25 protein-coding genes and 1 pseudogene are annotated in these 21,780 nt (G+C 60.4%); 10 read left to right on the plus strand and 16 right to left on the minus strand.

The window, feature by feature from the left end; genetic code table 11:
- The first annotated feature begins 58 nt into the window (after positions 1-58).
- Positions 59-856 (plus strand): DNA/RNA non-specific endonuclease, encoded by a 798-nt coding sequence (locus LIY36_RS05800; RefSeq protein WP_226455075.1) that lies wholly within the window; start codon positions 59-61, stop codon positions 854-856.
- A gap of 8 nt (positions 857-864) precedes the next feature.
- Here the strand turns inward: LIY36_RS05800 and LIY36_RS05805 are convergent, their stop codons facing one another.
- From LIY36_RS05805 to LIY36_RS05830, 6 genes are all read right to left on the minus strand, one after another.
- Positions 865-1,044, minus strand: coding sequence for a DUF1289 domain-containing protein (locus LIY36_RS05805; protein WP_064453335.1), 180 nt, complete (start codon positions 1,042-1,044; stop codon positions 865-867).
- A gap of 33 nt (positions 1,045-1,077) precedes the next feature.
- Positions 1,078-1,989: a CDF family Co(II)/Ni(II) efflux transporter DmeF gene (dmeF, locus tag LIY36_RS05810; protein ID WP_226455076.1), complete on the minus strand. Its 912-nt coding sequence runs from the start codon at positions 1,987-1,989 to the stop codon at positions 1,078-1,080.
- Positions 1,986-2,261: a metal/formaldehyde-sensitive transcriptional repressor gene (locus LIY36_RS05815; protein WP_226455077.1), complete on the minus strand. Its 276-nt coding sequence runs from the start codon at positions 2,259-2,261 to the stop codon at positions 1,986-1,988. Before LIY36_RS05815 ends, dmeF begins: the two co-directional genes overlap by 4 nt.
- An 81-nt stretch (positions 2,262-2,342) precedes the next feature.
- Entirely contained in the window at positions 2,343-2,495 is a 153-nt protein-coding gene (locus LIY36_RS05820; RefSeq protein WP_192296881.1) for a DUF2986 domain-containing protein, read from the minus strand.
- Between the two features lie 54 nt (positions 2,496-2,549).
- Entirely contained in the window at positions 2,550-2,948 is a 399-nt protein-coding gene (locus LIY36_RS05825; RefSeq protein ID WP_226455078.1) for a hypothetical protein, read from the minus strand.
- Positions 2,949-2,960: 12 nt separating this feature from the next.
- Positions 2,961-3,986, minus strand: coding sequence for an alpha/beta hydrolase family protein (locus LIY36_RS05830; protein WP_226455079.1), 1,026 nt, complete (start codon positions 3,984-3,986; stop codon positions 2,961-2,963).
- A 246-nt stretch (positions 3,987-4,232) separates the two neighbouring features.
- Here LIY36_RS05830 and LIY36_RS05835 point away from each other — a divergent pair, with 246 nt between their 5' ends.
- A complete protein-coding gene (locus tag LIY36_RS05835) occupies positions 4,233-4,535 on the plus strand; it encodes a hypothetical protein (RefSeq protein WP_226455080.1) in 303 nt (100 codons plus the stop codon).
- A gap of 64 nt (positions 4,536-4,599) precedes the next feature.
- On the opposite strand, the gene gudD is transcribed toward LIY36_RS05835, so the two are convergent.
- A complete protein-coding gene (gene gudD, locus LIY36_RS05840; RefSeq protein ID WP_226455081.1) occupies positions 4,600-5,925 on the minus strand; it encodes a glucarate dehydratase in 1,326 nt (441 codons plus the stop codon).
- 19 nt (positions 5,926-5,944) lie between these two features.
- Entirely contained in the window at positions 5,945-7,306 is a 1,362-nt protein-coding gene (locus LIY36_RS05845; RefSeq protein ID WP_226455082.1) for an MFS transporter, read from the minus strand.
- A gap of 337 nt (positions 7,307-7,643) precedes the next feature.
- On the opposite strand from LIY36_RS05845, the gene LIY36_RS05850 reads away from it, so the two are divergent.
- The 3 genes from LIY36_RS05850 to LIY36_RS05860 all read left to right on the plus strand — a co-directional run bounded on the left by LIY36_RS05850 (position 7,644) and on the right by LIY36_RS05860 (position 11,438).
- The gene (locus LIY36_RS05850; RefSeq protein ID WP_192296876.1) at positions 7,644-8,354 is read left to right on the plus strand and encodes a FadR/GntR family transcriptional regulator; all 711 of its coding nucleotides are present in this window, start codon (positions 7,644-7,646) and stop codon (positions 8,352-8,354) included.
- Between the two features lie 5 nt (positions 8,355-8,359).
- Entirely contained in the window at positions 8,360-9,061 is a 702-nt protein-coding gene (locus LIY36_RS05855; protein ID WP_226455083.1) for a tRNA (adenine(22)-N(1))-methyltransferase, read from the plus strand.
- A gap of 319 nt (positions 9,062-9,380) precedes the next feature.
- A complete protein-coding gene (locus tag LIY36_RS05860) occupies positions 9,381-11,438 on the plus strand; it encodes a methyl-accepting chemotaxis protein (RefSeq protein WP_226455084.1) in 2,058 nt (685 codons plus the stop codon).
- A gap of 91 nt (positions 11,439-11,529) precedes the next feature.
- Here the strand turns inward: LIY36_RS05860 and LIY36_RS05865 are convergent, their stop codons facing one another.
- Entirely contained in the window at positions 11,530-11,985 is a 456-nt protein-coding gene (locus tag LIY36_RS05865) for a VOC family protein (protein WP_226455085.1), read from the minus strand.
- 132 nt (positions 11,986-12,117) lie between these two features.
- Between LIY36_RS05865 and LIY36_RS05870 the strand changes: the two genes are divergently transcribed.
- Positions 12,118-12,744 (plus strand): glutathione S-transferase family protein, encoded by a 627-nt coding sequence (locus LIY36_RS05870; RefSeq protein ID WP_226455086.1) that lies wholly within the window; start codon positions 12,118-12,120, stop codon positions 12,742-12,744.
- 183 nt (positions 12,745-12,927) lie between these two features.
- On the opposite strand, the gene LIY36_RS05875 is transcribed toward LIY36_RS05870, so the two are convergent.
- The gene (locus tag LIY36_RS05875; protein ID WP_226455087.1) at positions 12,928-14,181 is read right to left on the minus strand and encodes a hypothetical protein; all 1,254 of its coding nucleotides are present in this window, start codon (positions 14,179-14,181) and stop codon (positions 12,928-12,930) included.
- 69 nt (positions 14,182-14,250) lie between these two features.
- Entirely contained in the window at positions 14,251-14,613 is a 363-nt protein-coding gene (locus LIY36_RS05880; RefSeq protein WP_226455088.1) for a hypothetical protein, read from the minus strand.
- Positions 14,614-14,802: 189 nt separating this feature from the next.
- Here LIY36_RS05880 and LIY36_RS05885 point away from each other — a divergent pair, with 189 nt between their 5' ends.
- Positions 14,803-15,531 (plus strand): hypothetical protein, encoded by a 729-nt coding sequence (locus LIY36_RS05885; RefSeq protein WP_226455089.1) that lies wholly within the window; start codon positions 14,803-14,805, stop codon positions 15,529-15,531.
- 390 nt (positions 15,532-15,921) lie between these two features.
- Here the strand turns inward: LIY36_RS05885 and LIY36_RS05890 are convergent, their stop codons facing one another.
- The 5 genes and pseudogenes from LIY36_RS05890 to LIY36_RS05910 all read right to left on the minus strand — a co-directional run bounded on the left by LIY36_RS05890 (position 15,922) and on the right by LIY36_RS05910 (position 20,183).
- Complete coding sequence (locus LIY36_RS05890; protein ID WP_226455090.1) at positions 15,922-16,287, minus strand: hypothetical protein; 366 nt, start codon at positions 16,285-16,287, stop codon at positions 15,922-15,924.
- A gap of 397 nt (positions 16,288-16,684) precedes the next feature.
- Positions 16,685-16,915, minus strand: a complete 231-nt coding sequence (locus tag LIY36_RS05895) for a DUF6124 family protein (RefSeq protein WP_226455091.1) — start codon at positions 16,913-16,915, stop codon at positions 16,685-16,687.
- A 492-nt stretch (positions 16,916-17,407) separates the two neighbouring features.
- Positions 17,408-17,926 (minus strand): annotated as a pseudogene (locus LIY36_RS05900) (suppressor of fused domain protein).
- A gap of 458 nt (positions 17,927-18,384) precedes the next feature.
- Positions 18,385-18,771 (minus strand): hypothetical protein, encoded by a 387-nt coding sequence (locus tag LIY36_RS05905; protein ID WP_192296865.1) that lies wholly within the window; start codon positions 18,769-18,771, stop codon positions 18,385-18,387.
- On the minus strand, positions 18,768-20,183 hold the full coding sequence (locus LIY36_RS05910) for a PAAR domain-containing protein (RefSeq protein ID WP_226455092.1): 1,416 nt from the start codon (positions 20,181-20,183) through the stop codon (positions 18,768-18,770). The genes LIY36_RS05905 and LIY36_RS05910 overlap by 4 nt, the downstream gene beginning before the upstream one ends.
- Before the next feature lie 311 nt (positions 20,184-20,494).
- Between LIY36_RS05910 and LIY36_RS05915 the strand changes: the two genes are divergently transcribed.
- The 3 genes from LIY36_RS05915 to LIY36_RS05925 are packed head-to-tail and all read left to right on the plus strand — an operon-like array spanning position 20,495 to position 21,682.
- On the plus strand, positions 20,495-20,728 hold the full coding sequence (locus tag LIY36_RS05915; protein ID WP_192296863.1) for a hypothetical protein: 234 nt from the start codon (positions 20,495-20,497) through the stop codon (positions 20,726-20,728).
- Positions 20,729-20,766: 38 nt separating this feature from the next.
- Positions 20,767-21,066 carry a hypothetical protein gene (locus LIY36_RS05920; protein WP_226455093.1) on the plus strand — a complete coding sequence of 100 codons (300 nt, stop codon included), beginning with the start codon at positions 20,767-20,769 and terminating at the stop codon, positions 21,064-21,066.
- A gap of 37 nt (positions 21,067-21,103) precedes the next feature.
- Positions 21,104-21,682, plus strand: a complete 579-nt coding sequence (locus LIY36_RS05925; RefSeq protein ID WP_192296861.1) for a nucleotidyltransferase family protein — start codon at positions 21,104-21,106, stop codon at positions 21,680-21,682.
- The last annotated feature ends 98 nt before the right edge of the window (positions 21,683-21,780 follow it).

Genomic DNA, 21,780 nt, shown 5'->3' on the forward strand with positions numbered 1-21,780 from the left:
TCCACTTGGCGGCGTTTTCCGCCGCCTGTCGCGTCACTCTCTGTCGAAGATTTAATGCATGTACCTACGCAATATTGCAGTTGGTCTCACCGCCCTTGTTTTACTTTCCTCCGGAGCCAATGCGCGCAGTCTGCCGGACCTTTACTCCAAACAGCAAAAGCAGGCGTCATTCGACAATTGCGCTGACTTGTTTCCCGCTGCAACACCGATCAATACCGCCACTGTGCCCGCCACGATGAGGCCCCTGGCGCTGTGCTCCGACCACTTCGCCGTGCTCTATTCGCAAACCAGCAAGACCCCGCTGGTGGTGGTCGAGCGCCTGAACGCCGCACAGTTGAAAGACGCCAAGGGCGAGGAACGCACCAACCAGTTCTACGCTGACCCGCGTATTCCCAAGGGTGGGCGCGCGGAATTGAGCGACTACCGCAGCCAGCATCCGGCCGTGGACCGTGGCCACCAAGCCCCGGCTGCCGACGCGCCGAACGCTAACGCGATGGCGCAGTCGTTCGCGCTGTCGAACATGGTGCCGCAAGACCCCACCAACAACCGCAAGATCTGGAGCAAGGTCGAGGCCGACGTGCGCAAATTCGCCGTGCGCGCCGGCGGCGATGTGTATGTGTTCACCGGCCCGTTGTTCGACCCCGGCCACAGCACCATCGGCGCCAATCAGGTCTGGGTGCCGACGCGCCTGTTCAAGCTGGTGTATGACGCTTCGTCCAAGCGCGCCTGGGCCTACGTGCTGCCCAACGCCGAAACCCGCATCCAGAAACCGATGGACTACGACACCTTTGTAAAAAGCACAGGGCTCAAGCTGCTGGGTAACCTGCCGGTATCGGGGTCGGTGGGGCGTACTTAGTCGTACGCTTACTTGGCCTTTTTCAGCGCTTTCAAACGCAGGGTGGCGCGTTGCACGGCGGCCATTTTCTCCGGCCGTTTCATCCTTTTCCATTTACGGATGTCGTCTTTGCTGCGCCCGCAACTGACGCAGAGGTCGCCGCTGAGCTGGCAGGTGGAGATGCAGGGGTTTTCTATATCTTTAGCCAAGGGGGCACCCATAGATGGCGTCAGTGGTCGCGGTTACGCCGCACGAAACTCGACGGTGAGGTGGCTCACTTCATGCACCGGCTTGAGGCGCTCGCGAATGCGCTCGGCATCCGTCGTTGCGGCGCCCACCACACTGACAATCGCCGCATGGGCGTCTGGCCCCACGCGCCAGACGTGCAGGTCGGTGATCCGCGCATCGCCGGGCTGCTCAACCAACTCGCGGATCTCGGCGGCGACGTGCTCATCGGTCTGGTCCAGCAGCACGCCGGCGGTCGCGCCCATCAGGCTCCAGGCCCAGCGCGCAATGACGATGGCGCCGACGATACCCATCACGGGGTCCAGCCACACCCAACCGAGGTAGCGCCCGGCCAGCAACGCGGCGATGGCGAGGACGGAGGTCAGCGCATCGGCGATGACGTGCACGTAGGCCGATCGCAGGTTGTTGTCGTGGCCGTGGTGGTGATGGTCGTGTGCGTGGCCGTGATCATGGCTGTGGCCGTGGCCCAGTAGCAGCGCACTGGCGATATTCACCACCAGGCCCACCACGGCAATCAGGGTAGCCGTGCCAAATTGCACCTCGGAGGGCATCAGCAAGCGCATCACCGATTCCACCCCGATACCCAACGACACCAGCGCCAGGATCAGTGCCGAGGCAAAGCCGCCGAGGTCGCCGACCTTGCCGGTGCCAAAGCTGTAGCGCGGGCTGTGCGCATGGCGTTTGGCAAAGGCGTATGCGGCGGCGGCAATGCCCAGGGCGCCCGCGTGGGTAGCCATGTGAAAACCGTCGGCGAGCAGGGCCATGGAGCCGGTGAGCGCACCGGCGGCGATTTCCACGACCATCATCACCACCGTCAGCATCACCACCCACAGGGTGCGCCTGGCGTTTTCATCGTGGGATGCACCGAGGAACACATGCTCGTGGCTATGGCTATTGGCGAGGCTCATTTGGAATAGCGCCGAATGGCTTCAAGCAACTCTTCGACGCCCTTGCTGCGTTCTTCTTCGGAGAGGGCAGGGTCGGCCACGTGCGACCTGGCGTGGTCTTCGATGATTTCTTCCATCAACCCGTTGATCGCGCCGCGGGTGGCCGCCACCAAGTGCAGGGTCTTGGCGCAGTTGGCATCCGCTTCAAGCTCGCGCTCGAGGGCCTGGATCTGCCCGGCGATGCGTTTGACGCGTTTGATCAGGTTGTCTTTGTTTGCCGAGACGTGGCCCATGCCTATACCCCCCCTACCTATGAAGGGGGCGATCATTGCATACCCCACCCCCCTATAACAAGGCGCGGCGCTGCCGTGTGTTTACGCTTGTTCCGCAGGCGCGGCGGCTTCTTCGGCGAGTTTCAGACGGTCGGCTTTGCTGATGTATTTGTCTTTGGATTTTGGCGCCAGTTTGGCACTGGCTTTTTTGGCTTTGGCCTTGAACAGTTGCTGGAGCTTTTTCTGGCGATTCATGGGGTTTTATCCGACGGGTTAAGGTGCGGATGATACCAGCTAAAAATCCCAGCCCTACAGCGCGCAATCCAGCCGAATCGGCCCAATCTCGATCATACCGGCCGACACCGAAGCGATACCCTCCATCCCCCAGAACAATGGCCCGCCATCACTGACCAGATCATAGATCGCACTTTCACTGATCAACCGGCCGTTGCGCTGATCGTACAGGCGAAAGAACGCCGGGCTTTCCCAGCGCACAAACAGGTGAACCTCGGCTGTTTCGTCCGGATGGGCCTGGGGGTGAAAGGCGCTGGGCAGTACCCAGAAAGGTTTGAATTGCTGCACCCGATAACAGCCGTTGGGGCTGATATGGGCGGAGCCGGAGGGTTGCGCCAGGCCTTTTTCCCACCACTGCGAAGCGCCCCACAGCGCTGCGCAAGTTAAGAGTGTGCTGAAGACTACTTTTCTCACGTTGACACGGCCTTATTTGCCCGCAGGTTGGGCGAGAAATTCGCTGATCAGGGCCACCACCTGCTGTTGAATCACCTCCCGTGGTCGCGCGCCCTCGCCATCGCGGCAAATCATGCCGTCACCGGGCGAACTCTCTTCAATCAGCGCCTCGCCGCCGGGTTTGCAGATCGCCATAAAGCTGAAGTGGGTGGCGTCGCTGATCTGCACATACTGGGTCGATGCTTTCGGCAGACGCCTGGCCAGGTCGGCGGATTCCAGTTCGGCCGGCAGTTGCGGTTCCGTCACGCCCGCCGCAAGTATCAATGCCGGCACCGGCAGTGCCGCCAGGCTGGCGTCGGTCATGCCGCGTGACAGGCCCAGGTCCAGCGATACCACGGCGCTGACGCGTTTATCGCTCAGGTCTGCTGCCACCTTGGCGTTGTCGGGGTTCATCTGCCGGTACGCCGTGCAGGCGACCAATTGCGGGTGAGCGGTGCAGTCCTGGGCGAACAGCGCGGGGTCGAAGCGCGCGCCGGCGGCTTCCAGCACGGTCCAGCCGCCGAGTGAATGGCCTATCACGGCAATCCGACGATTCTCCACGGCGCCGAATTGCTTGGGCTGCGTGAGCACCGCGTCGATGGCGCGGCTCAGGTCCTTGGGCCGTTGCCACAACTGCGCGGCGGCCTCGGGGCTGCGATCTTTGCTGGTGGTGCCGGGGTGGTTGACCGCCGCGACGATATAACCCTGATGCGCCAACGCACTGGCCAGCCACACCTGATTACCCCAATTGCCGCCATTGCCGTGGGAAATCACCACCAACGGATGTCTGCCGCTGGCGGGCGGTGCGTCGGGCACGGCGAGGGCGCCGTGAAAGACGGCGTCGTCGCGGATCAGCTCTGGGGCTTTGGCGGTTTTAGCGGGATACCACACGACCATCTGCAACGGGCGGTTGCCGTGGGCGTCGGGGAGGGTGGTGTTCTGGAAGCCGATGGGGCTGTTGTCGGCGAATGCAGGTGTGGCGAGGCAGACCAGGAACAACGCGGCAAGGGTGATTTTCACTGTTGTTATCGTCCTTGAAGTGAGGCGCGCATCATGACTGGAAATCGGCGATTTGAGTAGAGGGCAGGCGGGACTAGGAAGTTGCTGACGAACTCCAACTTTCAAGTATGACGCAGTTGTCTTTCTTGATTTTAGGAAGTGTGTGGGTTTATGCGGTTATTGAATCGTGCACAGGTAGTGGCGTGATTCTTACAGTTGGCTTGATTGGAACCTTAAGTGTTAATACCTGACGCTAGGGTGAAGATTATGAAAGGTTTTATCGTGTTTCCTCAGCGCGTAAATCTCGCTGGAGCGGTTCTTGCGCTGTTTGCTGTTTTAGTTGTTTTTAACAATGAAGCCGCTTTTGCCGGGGAGGGATCAATCACTCAATCCACTGCGCCCGGTCCGGTGCTGATTTTATCCAATGCTGATACCGTTCCCGCTGTTGGTTTTTCAAATTTCTATGCTACTTCTTCGGAGTTTCCTGCGGTTATGCTATTACCGTCCGTACAGCACTCAAGAATATTGTATGGACATGCTCGCGAATGCGAAGTGTCAGTCACCCGATAGATAGACTGATCCACCGCATTCGCGAGCAAGCCCGCTGCCACATTTTTGATCTCTGTGTTTTAGTTCATCGCACCAGGCACGGCTGTTTGTTGTTGAACTTCCACCCTGGAATCAAAAACTGCATCGCCACGCTGTCATCCCGTGCGCCCAGGCCCATGCCCTTGTACAGCTCATGGGCCTTGGCCACGGCGTCCATGTCGATGTCCACGCCCAGGCCGGGTTTGGCCGGCACGTTCACGTAGCCGCCTTCGATCTTCAGGGGTTCCCGGGTCAGGCGCTGGCCGTCCTGCCAGATCCAATGGGTGTCGATGGCGGTGATGTCGCCCGGTGCGGCGGCGGCGACCTGGGTGAACATCGCCAGGGAAATGTCGAAGTGGTTGTTGGAGTGCGAACCCCAGGTCAGGCCCCACTCATGGCACATCTGCGCGACACGTACCGAGCCTTGCATGGTCCAGAAGTGCGGGTCGGCCAGGGGGATGTCCACTGATTGCAGTTGGATCGCGTGACCCATTTCGCGCCAGTCGGTGGCGATCATGTTGGTCGCGGTTTTCAGCCCGGTGGCGCGGCGGAATTCGGCCATTACTTCGCGGCCGGAATAGCCGTTTTCCGCACCGCAGGGGTCTTCGGCGTAGGCGAGCACGTGGTGTTGGTCGCGGCACAGGCGGATGGCTTCTTGCAGAGACCATGCGCCGTTCGGGTCGAGGGTGATGCGTGCATCGGGGAAGCGTTCGGCCAGGGCGGTGACGGCTTCGATTTCTGCGTCGCCGCTCAATACCCCGCCTTTGAGCTTGAAGTCGTTGAAGCCGTATTTGGCCTTGGCGGCTTCGGCCAGGCGCACCACGGCTTCGGCAGTCAACGCTTGCTCATGGCGCAGGCGGAACCAGTCGTCATCGGCGTCGGCTTCGTTGCGGTAGGCCAGGTCGGTGGTGTTGCGGTCGCCGATGTAGAACAGGTAACCGAGCATTTTCACCGCATCGCGCTGCTGCCCTTCGCCAAGCAGGGCGGCCACCGGCACTTCGAGGAACTGCCCCAGCAAGTCGAGCAACGCGGCTTCCATCGCGGTGACGGCATGGATGGTGATGCGCAGGTCGAAGGTTTGCAGGCCGCGCCCGGCAGAGTCCCGCGAGGCGAAGGTGCTGCGCATCTGGTTGAGGATGCGCTGGTAATGGCCGATGGGCTGGCCGATCACCAGGCTGCGGGCGTCTTCCAGGGTTTCGCGGATGCGCTCGCCGCCGGGCACTTCGCCGACGCCGGTGTTGCCCGAACTGTCCTTGAGGATAACGATGTTGCGCGTGAAATACGGACCGTGGGCGCCGCTGAGGTTGAGCAGCATGCTGTCATGGCCGGCGACCGGGATGACTTGGAAATCGCTGACGATAGGCGTGTTCATGGCAGGTTCCTAAATAGGTTCAGAGAGGTTTGCTGATGGCCGCGCCGCTGGGCACGACGCTGGGTGCCGCCAGCGCGGCAGAGGGCGAAGTCTTGGCAAAGAACACCAGGATCGCGGCCAGCACCGAGGTGCCGGCCAGGCCGTAGAGGCCGCCCTGGATCGACCCGGTGGTCTGTTCCAGGAAGCCGAATGTGGTCGGCGCAACAAAGCCGCCCAGGTTGCCGATGGAGTTGATCAGCGCGATCACCGCCGCAGCGATGCGCGCATCCAGGTAGCCCTGGGGAATCGGCCAGAACAGCGACGACGCCGACTTGAAACCGATCGCCGCAAAACAGATCGCTACGAAGGCAAACACCGGCCCGCCGGTGGTGGACATGAACATGCCCGCCGCCGCAATCAACAACGCCGCCGCAACCCACGCCTGCTGGAACTTGAACTTGCCCGACAGCGACGCGAAGGCGTACATGGCGATGATCGAGATCAGCCACGGGATCGAGTTGAAGAAACCGACCTGCACGTCACTCAACTCACCCATCTTCTTGATGATGCTCGGCAGCCAGAACGTCGCGGCGTAGATCGTCAACTGGATGCAGAAGTACAACGCACAGAACAGCATGATCTGGCGGTCCTTGAGCAGCTTGCCGATGGTCGGCTTGACCGTGCTCAGCGCTTCACGGTCGCGTTGTTCCTGGTCGATGGCGTTGACCAGTGCGTCCTGCTCTTCGCGGCTCATCCATTTCGCGTCGTGAGGCTTGGAGTCGAGCCAGAACCACACAAAGAACCCCAGCGCCACCGAGGCCAGGCCTTCGATGCTGAACATCCATTGCCAGCCGTGCAGGCCGAAGCCTTCGATCTGCAACAGCGCCCCCGACAAGGGGCCGGAAATCAGCGAGGCAACCGCCGAGCCACTGAGAAAGATCGCGATGGCCTTGCCGCGCTCAACGCCGGGCAACCAGCGGGTGAAGTAGTAGATCACCCCCGGGAAGAAACCCGCCTCGGCCACACCCAGCAGAAACCGCAGGATGTAGAAGTGGGTTTCGTTCTGGATGAACGCCATCAGCGTGGCGACGATGCCCCAGGTGAACATGATGCGGGTCAGCCAGATCCGTGCGCCGACCTTTTGCAGGAGCATGTTGGAGGGCACTTCGAACAGTGCGTAGCCGATGAAGAACAACCCGGCGCCGAAGCCGTAGGCCGCTGCGCCGATGCCCAGGTCATGCTCCATGTGCGTGCGCACGAAGCCAATGTTGACCCGGTCGATGTAGTTGAGGATGAACATAATCACGAACAGTGGCAGCACGTGGCGCTTCACTTTGCTCACGGCGCGCGCGAGGACGGGATCACTGGTTGAAGCGGCGGATGCATGGCTTGAATGGGTCACAGTTCAAAACTCCCCCTGATTGTTTTTATGCGGGTTTGTGCGTCTTGTTGATAGACATCATACAAGTGCTTTTCTTGAAGCCGCAATCGGGCGCTGTGATTTTTGTTTTTATAAGGCCGTAGGGTTTATTGGTATTTTGGTTATTTTTCAGTGTTTGCTGGGTTTTTTAGGCTGTTTGTTGGGTTTGGATAGGTGTGGATGCCTTGGCGATGTGTTTGAGTCTGTGCCAAGCAAAAGATAGTCATCATACAAGTTGTGTGGGATTTTGAATCTGCCCGGCCTCGTCTGCGGGCAGGGTGTTAAGCTCCCACCAGCCCAGCCCCGTGGACCCGTAACGATGCCCAATGAAAACGGAACGCCTGTCCGTAAACGTTCCAACAACCTCGCCCAAGGCGTGCTCGACGCGCTGACCCAGCGCATCCTGCTCGGGCAATTGCAGCCCGGTGAAAAGCTGCCATCCGAATCCACCATCGTGGCTGAACACGGGGTAAGCCGTACCGTGGTCCGCGAGGCGCTGTCCAAGTTGCAGGCCTCGGGGCTGGTGGAGACACGCCACGGCATCGGCACCTTTGTGCTCGCGCCGCAAGCGCAATCCGGCCTGCGCCTGCATGTGGACACGGTGGCCAGCGTGCGCAGCGTGCTCGAGTTGCGCTTGGGCCTTGAGGTGCAGGCGGTGGCGCTGGCCGCACTGCGCAGGAGTGATGAACAATTGGCGCGCATGCGTGTGGCGCTGAGTGACTACCAGGCTTGCCTGGCCAACAACGACAGTTGCGTGGAAGCAGACAAGCGCTTTCACCAGTTGATCGCCGAAGCCACCGGCAATACCTTCTTCACCGAAATCATGCTGCACCTGGGCAATGCGATGATTCCGCGCACCCAGGTCAAGGGCGCCGAGCGCGGCGGCGCGGACTTCGCCCAATTGGGCCAGTTGGCGCACCTGGAGCATGAGGCAATCTTCAATGCGATCAAGCGCCAGGACCCGGACGCCGCACGCGCCGCGATGGTGCTGCACTTGAGCAACAGTCGCGATCGTTTTTCGGGAGAGTAGGGCAGTTGAACGAACACACTTTATCCATACGCCTGGAGCGCGTGGCGGCGAACGTGCCCGCCGGTGCACGCCTAGCCGATATCGGCTCCGACCACGCTTACCTGCCGGTGGCGTTGTTACGTCGTGGCGCAATCACCGCGGCGGTGGCGGGCGAGGTGGCGGCTACGCCCTTTCACGCGGCGCAGCGCACCGTGCGTGACAACGGCCTGGAACAACAGGTCAGCGTGCGCCTGGCCAAAGGCTTGGCGGCCATCGAGCCGCAAGACGGCATCACCGCGATCAGCCTGTGCGGCATGGGCGGCGAAACCATCCGCGACATTCTCGCCAGCGGCAAGGCGCACCTGAACGGCCGCGAGCGGCTGATCCTGCAACCCAACGGCGGTGAGCAACCGTTACGCCAATGGTTGATGGACAACGGCTACGCCATCCTTCACGAGGAGCTGCTGCACGAGAACCGCTTCTACTACGAAATCATCGTCGCCGAGCGCGGCGAGCCCGTGCGCTACAGCGCCGAGCAACTATACTTCGGCCCGTTGCACTTGCAGGCCCGCAGCCCGGTGTTTTTGGCCAAGTGGCAACGTACGCTGCGCGAGAAACAAAAGACCCTGGCCAGCCTTGAACAGGCGCGCCAGGCGGGGCTTGAGGACAAGTTGCAAGCGCTTGCGCGGCACGTCAGCTGGATCACCGCACTGTTGAAAGGCGAGTGAAAACAAAATGTGGCGAGGCCGCTTGCACCCTCTCCACAAGCACAGCGTTCGCCCTTGACTGACTGGCACCAGGGCCCGCTCCAGATCCGTTGTTTTGTACCAATGGTTACGCCTGTGAGCGGTACTGAGTGCTTTTGCCCCATTTCAGGGCGAGTGACGTGCGCTTTTTGTGTGCCACCCCGCGTAACTCAAGCCTCCCAACCTACGGCCCGTATCTTGCTTGAGCCAATTTAATCAATGACATGGCGTTTTGCCGTTAGTCATTTCAAGGCTTCACCGTGCGGTGCACCGCGTGGGTCGTTTTAGGGAGTGGTCGGACATGCACAGCTTTTTATCACCCGGTATCCGCCTACTCGGCCGTTTTGGTTTCGCGCGCAAGTTCCAGATCCTGTTCTTCCTGTTCATGCTGCCCCTGGCCGGCAGCCTGTGGATGATCGGGCAGGACTACCGCGCCAAATTGACTGTGATCTCCAGCGAGCAGTCCGGCGTGCGCCAACTGCTGGCGATGGACGCGCTGGACGCCCAGTTGACCGCCCAGCGCAACCTGGCCGCACGCTGGAAAGCCGCCGACATCCTGCACGCCCCCACGCCGGCGGCGAAGGCGGCGATGGACAAGGTCGATGCCAACTTCCCGGTGCTGCTGCAAAGCCTGCAAACCCTCGGCGAGGCGCTCAAGGCCCAGCATGCCAGCGCCGATATCCTGACGCGCTTCGAGGCGTTGCAGGCCACGGTCAAGGGTATGGATTCTCAAGCCTTGCGTACCGTGGGCTGGTGGCCGGACGGCTATGATCGCTTCACCGCAGCCCTGACTGCGATGCAAACCCTGCGCGAACAGGTGACCCTGGACACCGGCCTGATCCTCGACCCATGGCTGGAAACCTACCTGCTGATGCAGATTTCCACCCAGCACACCCCCGACCTGATCGAGCGCATCGGACGCATGGCCAGTGTGGGCCAGTCGTCCATCGCGTCTGGCCAGTTCACCCTGCAAAGCCGCCTGCAGATGCGCGACCTGCGCGGCCGTATCGGCGATGCGCGGGATCAGTTGGTCAAGGCCGCCGCCTCGCTCAAGGCCAAGCAATACGCGGGCATCGAGGCGTGGACCGCGCAGTACGACAGCAGCCTGCAAGGCCTGGATAACCAACTCAAGGTCCTCGACGACGGCGTGTTCGGCGGCACCATCAAGCTCGATACCACAGCTTTCGAAAGCAGTGTCGATACCATGCTCGACAGCCTCGGCGCGCTGCGCAACCAGACGCTGAAGTCCCTGGATGCGCGGTTGAGCTATTACCACAACCGCTCGCTGCAGCAGATCATTCCCGTGGCGGCGACGTTCAGCCTACTGGCGTTGGCGGCGCTGTACCTGTTTATGTGCCTGCAAGCCTCGATCCGCCGCAGCGCCAGTGGCATCACCACCCTGGCGGAGTCGCTGCGTGACGGCAACCTGTGTGTGGAAGTGGCGGTGCAAGGGCGTGACGAACTGGCGGCGATCAGCACTGCGCTGAACGTCGCAGTGGTGCAATTGCGCACCAGCCTGCTGGGGGTCAATCACGAGACCCAGCAATTGGGCTCGGCGGTGCTCACCCTCAATTCGCAATCAGGCAGCACCCTCAACGAAGTCGAAGACCAGCAACAACAGATCAGCCAGATTGCCGCCGCCGCGACCCAGTTGGCCGCCACATCCATGGGCGTCGCGCGCAGTTGCGAACAAGCCTCGGGCAGCGCCCAGCAGACCCGGCGCATCGCCGAAGACAGCAGCCGCGACAGCCAGCGCACCACCGCGAGCATCCAGCAGCTCAACCGGCGCCTGACCGACACCGCCAATGCCTTGGAGCAAGTCAGCCAGCAGGGCCAGCAGATTCAATCGGTGGTCGACACCATCCGTGGCATTGCCGAGCAGACCAACCTGCTGGCGCTCAACGCCGCCATCGAAGCCGCCCGCGCCGGCGAACAGGGCCGTGGTTTTGCGGTGGTGGCCGATGAAGTGCGCAGCCTGTCGCAACGTACCCAGGCCTCCACCGCGCAGATCGCCAGCACCGTGGACAGCCTGCGCGCGACGGTGAGCCAGGCGGTCACCCTGATGGGCGCCGCGTGCGAGCAAGCGCTGACCGATGCCGAGTCCGTCACCGGGCTCGGCACGCGCCTGGGCGAGATCGCCGGCGCGGTGCAGAACGTCACCGACACCCTGGCGCAGATCGCCACGGCGGTAGAAGAACAGGCCGCGACGGCGGATGAAGTCAGCGGCAATATCCAGCAGGTGGACCAGGCGGCGGGGCGCTTGCTTGACGGTGCACGGGCGGTCAACCAGGCGGCCGATACCTTGAGCAAGGGCAGCCAGGCGTTGAGTGATAACACTGCACGGTTCCGGCTGAGCTGATCTCTGTTTGTGTCGCGCGCTTGTGTGGGAGGGGGCGGGCCCCTTCCCATCTTTGAGTGCCTTTCAGCATTTCGATGGGAGCGGGCGGCGATCAGTCAAATGCCTCTGCAATAAAGGCTTCCAGCGTTGCCGCTTCGAGGATTTCCATGGAGAAATGCCCGAAGCGCTTGGGCAACCAGATGATGCGTCCGCCGGACGGCGATTGCAGGTTTTCGCGGGCGAGCGGCGTGCCGTTTTCGTCTTCGGGTTGCACTCCAGCGGCGACCAGTTCGTCGTAGGCGATTTCGATGTCCGGCGTGGTGTAGCAATGCCGGTAAATCATCCCTTCGCCGTGGGCGTCCAGCAATGCGCGCAAGTTCCCCGCAATGGGCTGGACCAGCATGAAGCGCTCCTGCCCCAGCAGCACCACGGCATACCGCACGTGCAGGCCGCCGCGTTCCCACACGAACGTCTTGGAGATGCGGGCCTTGAGGATGTGCGCGTAGTAGGCGCAGGCCTCGTCGAGGTTTTCGACCAGTATGTCGACGTGACTGAATTTCAGATCCATGGTGCCTCTCCGTACGAGCCGATCCCCATCGTAACCATGGCGCCCGTCACACTGAAATATATTTCCTGGCACTCCAGGCCAGTGGCGTAGTCTCTTGCTCAGTCATTCACTGTCGCCCAGCGGAGCCACCCTATGATCACCGTCCACCACCTCAACAACTCCCGCTCGCAGCGCATCCTCTGGCTGCTCGAAGAACTCGGCCTGCCGTACCAGATCAAGCGTTACCAGCGCGATCCGAAGACCAACCTTGCACCGCCTGAACTCAAGGCCATCCACCCGCTGGGCAAATCCCCGGTGATCGAGGACGGCGGCCAGGTGCTGATCGAGTCCGCCGCAATCATCGACTACCTGATCCGCCGCCACGGCGCCGGCCGCCTGCAACCGGACCCGGCCAGCGCCGCCTACGACCAGTATGTGCAATGGCTGCACTTCGCCGAAGGCTCGGCGATGTTGCCGTTGATGCTCAACCTCTATGTCGGCCGCCTGGGCGAGGCGGGCGCGCCGTTGCATCCGCGCATCGAATCGGAAGTGGCCAATTACCTGGGGTACCTGAACGACGTGCTGGGGCAGACGCCGTACCTGCTTGGGCATGAGTTGAGCGGCGCGGATATTCAGATGAGCTTTATCGGCGAAGTCGCCGGGGCGCAGGGCAAGTTGGCGGCGTATCCGCACCTGGCGGCGTGGGTGCAGAAATTCCAGGCACGCCCGGCGTATCGCAAGGCAGTGGAGCAAGGTGGCGAGTACGCATTCGCCAAATAACCCCCCCTGATGTACACCAAACGGGCCACTGTAGTGAGCGGGCTTGCCCCGCGCCGGGTGGCGCAGCCGCCCCAAATCCCGGCACCTCGGTCCCCCTGAAATACCGCGGCGCATCGTTTGGGGCGGCTGCGCCACCCAGCGCGGGCAAGCCCGCTCACTACGGGGGCGTCGTGGCAGGGTGGGTTAGCGGACTACTTCGAGCGCGGTGTATTCATTTACGTAATGGGTTTGGCTCGAGGTCGATTCCAGCGTCAGGGCCACGCCCAAATCCTCGATGAACACGCGCGAGGTCTTGTAGTCGCCCTGGTCGCAGGCCAGCTTTATCGCGTCACCGGTCAAGGTTGCAAACACCTGGCGTGCCGGGATGCGCGCACCGACGGTGCAGGTCAATGACGAGTCGATGGCTTTGTCGGTCGGCCGGGCGGGCACATTGACCATGTGCAACTTCGCGCTCAGCGTCTGGCCCTGGGTCCAGCTGGCGGGGATGTGCAGCTCGGCTTCACGGGTTTGCAGCACCCGGCCATCGCCCACGCCGTTCATTTTCGATTTCAGCTGGATCATGTCCGCCTGCGTCAGGCGGTCGACGTTAAAGGTCTTGCCGTAGACCTCGTTCTTCACCAGCAAACCACCCTCGGCCTTGAACGTGACCGAAGTCGGCTGGTCCTGGCTGCCATCGCCTTTGCGGGCGAAATAGGTGTAGCTCAGTGTCTTGAACTTGGGTTGCAGCAGCGGCGAGTCGAGGCGCTGGAGCACGTTGGCCGGCACTTCGACATCGCCAATCTCTGTTTCGGCCTGCGTGCGTGGGTAGTCCACTGGTGCAATGTCCGGCCGCAACTGCGCCAGCAGCCCCGCGTTGACCCCGCCCTGCACCGAACAGCTGATGCGCGATTGCGTGCCTTGCTTGCCTTCCGGCTCAACGATCAGCACGCGCTCCACCTGGCGCAGGCCCGGCGCCTTGCCCGGCTGCGGTTTGATCGACAGCCAGCCGTTGCCGACCTTGAGCTCGCTGCGGGTGTATTCCTTGTCGCCTTTTTGCAGCGAGCCGGGCTGCTCCAGCAACGCGGTGAGGCGTTGTGCGACCTCATCGACACCGCCATCGACAATGAAGCCCCAGTAATAAAACAGGCCCAGCGCGCCAAGGTCGGTGACCTCATCGTTGTACGACAGCAGCTTCAGCCCGCCGATGGCCGGCGCGCTGACCGGAACCTGGTTGGCCTTGTGGTCGGCACGGTTTTTAACCGCGATCCAGGTGAAGTTCTTTTCCTGCTTGAGCGGCGCATAGGCCTGCCAGGCGTCGCGGTGGCTGTTCAGGCTGCTGAAGAAACTCGCATCGCAACGGGTGAAGGCCTTGAGCGTGTCGGTCAGCGCGGCATCGCTGGCGTGGGCAGCAGTGGGGAGCAGCAGGGCACAGGTCAGCAGGGCGAACGGCAACTTCATGGGGCGGGATTTCCTTATCGAAGGGCGGGGAGCAGGGTCGGGCATTATCCAGCAGTTGGGCGACGGGCTCTAGTTGGCGGAGCGGGTCAGGCGCAAACGCCAATTGCCGCCGTGACGGGCTTGGCAGTCTTCTTCGCAGTCGAACTGGACGCAGCGGTTCAGCGGCACGGGCGCGATGTCGGCGGCGTGCAGGGCCGTGGCGGTGAGTTCGCGGATGCGCGTGTCCAGGCCGGTGGCCAGGGCGTGGTCGCGGTGGGCACGGGTGTCGAAGACCCAGGTGATCACCAGGCTGCGCGGGAAGTCGGCGTAGTTGACCGTATGAGTCAGCCACTCGAAGCCCGGGATTTCGGCTTCGGCGGTTTCGCAGGCTTCGGTCAGGCTGGCGACGAGGCTGCGGTCGATGCGCGCGCTGTCGCGTTTTGAGAGGGCCATGGAACGCTCCGGAAAAAGGCAAGGGCCGCAGGTTAGCAGGGGCCGAGCGCAGTTTCAGCCATGGCACTGCCCGACGGTGGGAGGTGCCGAGATTGAGTGAGGCGCCGATGGGGTCGCTTCGGTCAACCTAAAGCTCACGCTATGCCCGTCGATAACCTGTAGGAACCCACCGATCATGGATTGATTGAAATGGTACTTTCCGTCAGCTCGACCTTCATCCCGCCAGCAAACACCCAGCTTAGGCCTTCTGAACACAAGCTCGAGCCCCAGCCGCTGACAGATGCCAACCAGCACACCCTGGCAAATGCCTCGCCCGCAGTCATCTACCATCCCAGTGAAGACACCAGCGCCACGGTGAAACAACTCGAGGTCGTCGACACCTGGATCGGCCGCTCCCAATCCCCGGAGTTCCCTCGATTCGCTCAGATTGCCGCTGGGGCGCATGGAGGGCTGAAAGCCTCTTTCCAGGCATTCCAGGCAACGCTGTCGAACAGCGCTCCCGACCTGGCCAGCAAAAAATATGGTTTCACTGTTGAGGCCGACGGCAACCTCAAGGTACTCGATCCCGCCGCGCAGCTCAGCCGCTCGGACACCCAGCGGCTCACGGATCTGCTAAACAAATCCCTTGGCCTCAAAGCCGCCGCCGTTTCTTATTGGGATGCGTCCATCGATCTGGTTGACGCCGATTCACCGTGGTCGGGCAGCTACATGGGTTACTACAGCCTGACGAAGGAAAACTTCGCCAGCACTATTGATCTGGCGCCCTTGCTGAAAGACACGCGCAGCATGGTTCCCGCAGAGTTCAAGGGCGCGACTTTTTTCACTCAGTTGTCCAATAAAGGCGAACGGGCCACGCGCGAGACGGAAAGCGCGATGCTTGAGCGGCGAGCAGCGCAGCGGTTCTCCTTGATGGTCTGACTTGCGGGTGGGTAGGTGATGGTTTGGGGCGGTTAGTGTTGTTTGCGACGGGCTGCTTTCGACGGGAAGCTGCCGCTCGTGACTGGCCGTTTCTGGCCGATAACTGACTTTTTGGTTGGAAAGGCCGAGCTGGAATGGCTGATAGGCAGCTAGTACGCTTGAGTCCCTCTAATGATAGCCATGGCGTTTTCATCGTACTGATAGTCGCCGTAATTACACTTCAAGATCTGCCCTATCTTGGGTTCAAAGTTAATAGCCATCAATCGTCCTTAGAGCTGGATTGCTGCCAGAACTCATGATGCTACAGCGCCACGCATTCCGCGCGAAGGAGTGCTGGGCATATCCATGCGATGGGTTGCTGCGAAGGTTGCGTGAGCGAGTGACGCCCGATTAGCGCCTCATGAGTGGGTAGTGCTCGATGCGACACGGATGCGGGTGGCCGTCGCCCTTGCAAATCCCATCCAGATACCGGTAGTCAATCTGCACCGACTGGCCTTTTCGAGGCCATTGCCGACGCGGGAGGGTGTTCTGGTAATCGGTGGTTTCCGGGGTGAAGGTGACCGTCGAGCGTTGCTGGGGACATTGCGTGGTGGGGGAGGTCGGGGCGACCTTGAGGATCCGCCCCTGCAGCTGTGGGTAGGGTTGTTTCAAGACGTTGACGATCTGTACGTCCAGCCGGCAAATCTGCCAGCTCGCCGCGTGGACGGGGCTGCACAGGGTGGTGAGCGCAAGGGCCAGCGCTGCGTATGTTTTCATGGGCTAAATGTCCAGATCCTTGGAACAAGCAACCTGGCAAGGCCCTGAACTTCCGTCAGCTTCTGGCTGACTTAGTCCTTGGCGCCGGGTCAGTTGGGGAGTGGTAGCACTATGCCAATTACCCAGCGGCCAATACAAGTCTTATGAATTTGAGAGGGGGCCTATAGAGATATAGGTGTAAGCAATAAGCCAGAATGACTTTAGATATGCAGTCGCATGCTGTGAGCTTTGACTATCGGGCTGAACCAGAACCGCGCCGGCGGTCCGCTTTTGGCCGAAAGCAGCCTTCCCCAATCTGGAAAAAGGGCACGGAATTAATGTCCTGAAAAACAACCCGTCCCTTTTTCAACCCTCCAATTCCGCTTCCAGTCGAATTAGCACCCCGAATGGCAAATGCTCATCCGGAACAAGGCGTCTCACGGTCCAAAAGCTTGGCGGTGAGTAGCACGCCCAATTCACTCAGCTGATGAATGGCCAGCGCAATGTCGCGCTGCTTGCCGTTCAACTCTTCGGAAAGGTCGAGCAGCAGGGTGCTGACCGAGGTGAAGGTTTCGTAGCTATTGGTGATGAGAGCTTCATTGCTTGCGCCGGGAGCGACGCTAAAGAGACCGGTTGAATCGTTAGTCATGGTTAAGTTCCTTGCTTGGGGCCACTACCTCATCGCTACTAAACAATAAGGCGGTAGCTGTACGCAGGTTAGTAGACCGGTGGAACCTAACAAAACCGGCGCGCCCGAGGGCGCCCTGCGCACAGCCACCATCAAGCACAGACAAGGACGTCTGATAGATAATGCTCATGCAGTTGTTAGGTTAAATCGTAGGCTACTAAACCCGATCACCGAGAAGTTCAGCGACCGCGCAACCTTAGATTTCGCCACCCCAGCGCACAAGCCGGCGGATTCTGACGCAGGCGTAGGCAACGGAGCAAGGTGCCAGATGGCTTTGGGATTTATCTTGGGTTGAACTGCGCAGTTGATTGGCGCAACGGCCGAGTTTTTAGGCCATCGCTGTAGGTTACGGCCAGCCCTTTTGTAGCCACTTTCTGAAATTGAATCCCGCCCGCCATTCATCTGCCAGCAGCATACGTGGCGCAATAAACCCGCCCCAATTTGCCAAAGATCTCAATCATGTCGATCCAGATCAGTGATCAGCAGCGGGTTGTTCTGCCGCAGTGCGTTGACGACTTCTTCGCAGGTGCGTCGCTTGGCTTCGATGTCGTCCATTTCACTGCTGGTCAGGCCGACCCGTTGGAGAAATTCGGCCCGGCCGTGCGGGCTGTCGGTGGCTGGTAATTGTGGGTCGGCGACAAAGGCCAGGGCGACAATATCGGTGGGGTAGCCGACGTTGATGGGACTGTTGGCGGGGATTCATTAGTTGGCTTTGAAGCCATTGCCGGAGCCAAATACATAACGCCCGAGGTTTTGCAGCAGGTTGCAGACCCAGATCAACGCGTCGCGTTGTTCGCCGTTGCTTTACAGGCGAAAGGTCAGCTCAAAGCCATAGCCGCTGAACGCTTTACCGAGGGCTTCTTCGTCGTAGTAGAGGGACGTGAAGCCGTAGGTGCAGAAGTGGAAATATGTGGCTCCTGCGGCATTGCTCGAGTAGGCGCTGATGCCGTCGATGGGGTTGGGGCCGCCCATAGCGTGTTTTATTGCCGTGCCCAAGTGCCAGGGATCGGTTTCGCCGTATAGCGGCGCCAAGGCGCGGTCGATGGTGTCCCAGCCAGGCGCCGCGTCGCTTTGTAAGGCGCACAGGCTTTGATAATCGCCAATGCCCGGACGCTGCTGCGCATTAGAGGGAGTGACGTTAGAGGTGGGTGCCGGGCGCGGGTTGAATACATCCCGCAGTTTTTTGAAGAAGTTCACGCGCAATCCTTGCAGTAGTTGGACCTTGGGGCTGCCTGTTCACGGGTTGGCGGGACTCAGCCATGTCTCACTCCAACTGAACCGATATACGCCCGCATCGCTTCCAGGGAGCGCTCGACACACTCGACAAGGGCGTGCTCTTTCACGCGTTGGTCGAGGCTATTGCTTGACGACAGCAAGTGGCAGGGCCATCCCGCGATTGTCGGCGGGCCTCGCGCGAGGCCCCGCCTGGACTACCTCAACTTCACCAATACGGCCACAACCACCATCCAAGTGAATGAGATGCCCATCATCGTCAAGTTCATGAGCAGATATCTTTTCAGATAAGGTGGAAAGTTTTTGAAATCGACTGGGTCCAGTTCACCGATGATAAGAGACGCTCTTGGCCACACGATCATCCCGGCGATTTTTGATATTTCCAAGAGTGACCAGATCAGCCCCCTTTTTCCCAAGCTCGTTCCCCAGATGTAAATGTAACGGCTGTTTTTTAAGGCTTTCTTGATGGCCTCCAGGTGGACTCGGCTTAGGTAAAGACTGTGCGCAATACTCGCGATTGCGAGCAGACCCGGCGCGCCGATAAAAAGAATCGCAACCCAAGGGTTCCACGTGTCGATACTCAAGGTTGTGTGGCCTCGTAGATTTTTTCACCTATGTATTCGCCGCCCATACCACCGACGGTGGTTCCCACCCAAGCGCCAGTTCCCACTATCGCGGCGACGCAGGCAATCCCTCCGATACCTCCTGTTGCTACCCCAATAGCCAGGCAGATCGAACCGCTGGCAGAACTTGCTAAAGCGCCACCTGCAACACCGAAGGCAGTAGAGAATGCGAATTTCCCTCCCTCAGTAAGCTTGACCTTCTCGCAGGCCGCACCGGGATCTTTACTGCACACCTGCTCGATTGCCATCAAGGACGACACGCCACCAATCCCAATACCGATGTAACCGCCCGCCTTCATGTACTTGGCCGCCCGGCTAACCGCATCCACATGAGCGGAATACCCCGGAATCTGCCCTGGCCCGCCTGCCTTGTCCCAATGATGCACCAGGCTCTTACTGGAAATACCCAGCGCAGTTTTCAACTTGGGATGATCCCCCAGCGTGGTCTGGCCTCGCATACGCGTGGAGTTAAGCAAATGAGCATCCAACTGGGCGAGCAAGCGCTGGCGTTCGGTGAGGAACTGCGGCGATCTAAGGTGGCCGTGCTGGCGATAGCTTTCCTGATGCAAGCGTTCAATGGCGTTGAGTGTGCCGCGCAGGTTGGTCAGGTGGGTCTCCATCACCACTGAACTGACACCTAGCCACGTTGACGTGTGGCCGATGAAGCTGGCGATTTCGGCGCCGTGGCGGTGCAGGAAGTCGGCCTCTTCCGGTGTCAGGGTATCGAGCGATGAATCGACCTGTTGCGCGGCCTGCATCAGCAGTGCCTCTTGGCGGGTGCAAGCGCTGTTGTCGGGATCGCTCAGTACGATCAATGAGCTGGCTTTAACGTGGCTTCTGCGCGGGTTGAGTGCTTGAAACTTGCGCATCACCGCCGGATCGGGCGTGGGGAAAAGGGTGGCTTCCAGTGCTTCCCGGCTCATGCTTTTGGGCACGATATAGAAGCCAGGTTCCTGACCCTGTGGGCTGTTAACAACAGAGGGTGTCCAATTGCTCGAAGGTGTGTGTGTCGGTTGGTTCGGTGCGGCCGAGGCGCGGGCCTGAGTCACAGGCGCCGCTTCAACGGTTCGTCTGGACACAGGCTGTTCGTAGCCTTTGTTGATATAGGTGGCGGTGTAAATTGAAGGAGTGAATTTGGCTCGGCAGGGGCAACTACTGACACTATCCAACGTGCCGGCCATAAGCCTGCCATGACTGTTCATGTGTGAAATACCGCCGAGTATTTTATAAATGCCCGGATGTTTTCCACAGGTCACTCGGTCCCCCTCACAGGCATGGAGGAGGCCATATATGTTTACTCTTGGGTCACCGTCCAGGACTTTTCCGCCGCAGGTGGTCTTGTCACCCAAGCCAATGAAGTAGCCTTCAGTCATTTATATTTTCCTTTTTATAAAGAGGAGGTCAGTTAGACGGCATGACACAGAGCAACAAGCGGTAAGTCACCCAGCCGAGGGCAATCAGTAAACGCGCACTTATCGCGCAGTTACCCTGATGATCTGGTTTTTTGAAGTACAGTCGGACGCTTCCTGGCTTCATTTAGGAAAAGTCTGGTCGGTAGGTAAGAGCTGACGCTGTACTCGCGCCGGAGGAGATATTTCCCAAAGCGCTGGGCAGATAGGTCTACCATGTCGCCCCCGGCAGCTGTTCCACGCGCTACCGACCTCTCTTTTTCAAGGTATTGCCCATGTCCATCGACCAGATCAGCCTGCCCAAAGGCGTCGGCCCCCACGCCGCTAAGCTCCTCGACTCCATCACCGGCGCTTCGACTCACGAAGAACTCAACCGTGCCGGCGGCAAGGCGGAAGGTTTTGTGTTGGGGCTGGAGTCGACCAAAGCCATCAAAAGCCAGGTCGCCGAGTCGCTGTACGTGGCTTACGATGACGCGGCGAGCCACCGGGCCAGTGAGTTGAAGGGCTGATAGCCCGTGGACGCTTCATATTTCAGGATGAAATGCTCATGTTTAAAGCTGTTGTCGCGTCACTGCTGCTGATTTCCCCTCTCTGCGTTTCGGCCGCTACTTCGGTGGATGTCTCGAAGATTTACGGCAAGATCCAGTTCGTCGACAGCTACCCCGACTACAAGGTCAAGGTCGTGAATCAATACCCTGACCTCAAAGTGCAACAGGTGAGTATTTACCCTGACTCGGTTGGAAAATGGCAGACGGTGAGTTCGTTTCCCGATTACAAGATCCAGATTGTCGATTCGTATCCGGACTTCACCATTCAATATGTGGAGTCCTACCCTGGAGTGAATTGAAGGGCGTGGCGCGACACATGGTTTGAAGGGAATACACATGACATTGACCGTCGACCGCCTGCTCGAATTGGCCATGGCCAACCCCATCAATGCCGAGATCACCGCGCGTTTGCCGACGCTGGGGTTGGATCAGTGTTTGCTCACCGCCGGCTGCTTGTTCCAGGCGGTGTGGAACCATCAGGCGAACCGGCCTGCTGGGCATGGGGTGAAGGACTACGACGTTTTTTACTTTGATACGGACCTTTCCTACGAGGCTGAGGACAAGGTCATACGTGCGGCGCAGCGGTTGTTCGACGACCTGGGCGTGAATGTCGAGGTGAGGAACCAGGCGCGGGTGCATCTTTGGTATGGCCAGCGGTTTGGGCGGCCTTACCCGCAATTGCACACCGCCAGGCAGGGGATTGATCGTTACCTGGTGGCGGGCACGTGCATTGGCTTGGACGTGGCGACGGGCGAGGTGTATGCGCCGTATGGGTTGGAAGATGTGGAGCAGGGGGTGTTGCGGATCAATCCCCATCACCCGGAGCCGCAGTTGTTTGCCCAGAAGGCGCTGAGTTATCAGGCCCGCTGGCCCTGGCTCAAGATCCTGGAACCAAACCCTGCCGACACGGTTTGACGGGATAACGCGGTGTCTGGGGTGGGGCGGCTGCGCCACCCGGCGCGGCGCAAGCGGGTGTTTGAAGGGGGCGTGAACTTTTACCCCTGTGCTGCCCG

The organism is Pseudomonas sp. AF03-9, from assembly GCF_020515815.1.
GTDB lineage: Bacteria > Pseudomonadota > Gammaproteobacteria > Pseudomonadales > Pseudomonadaceae > Aquipseudomonas.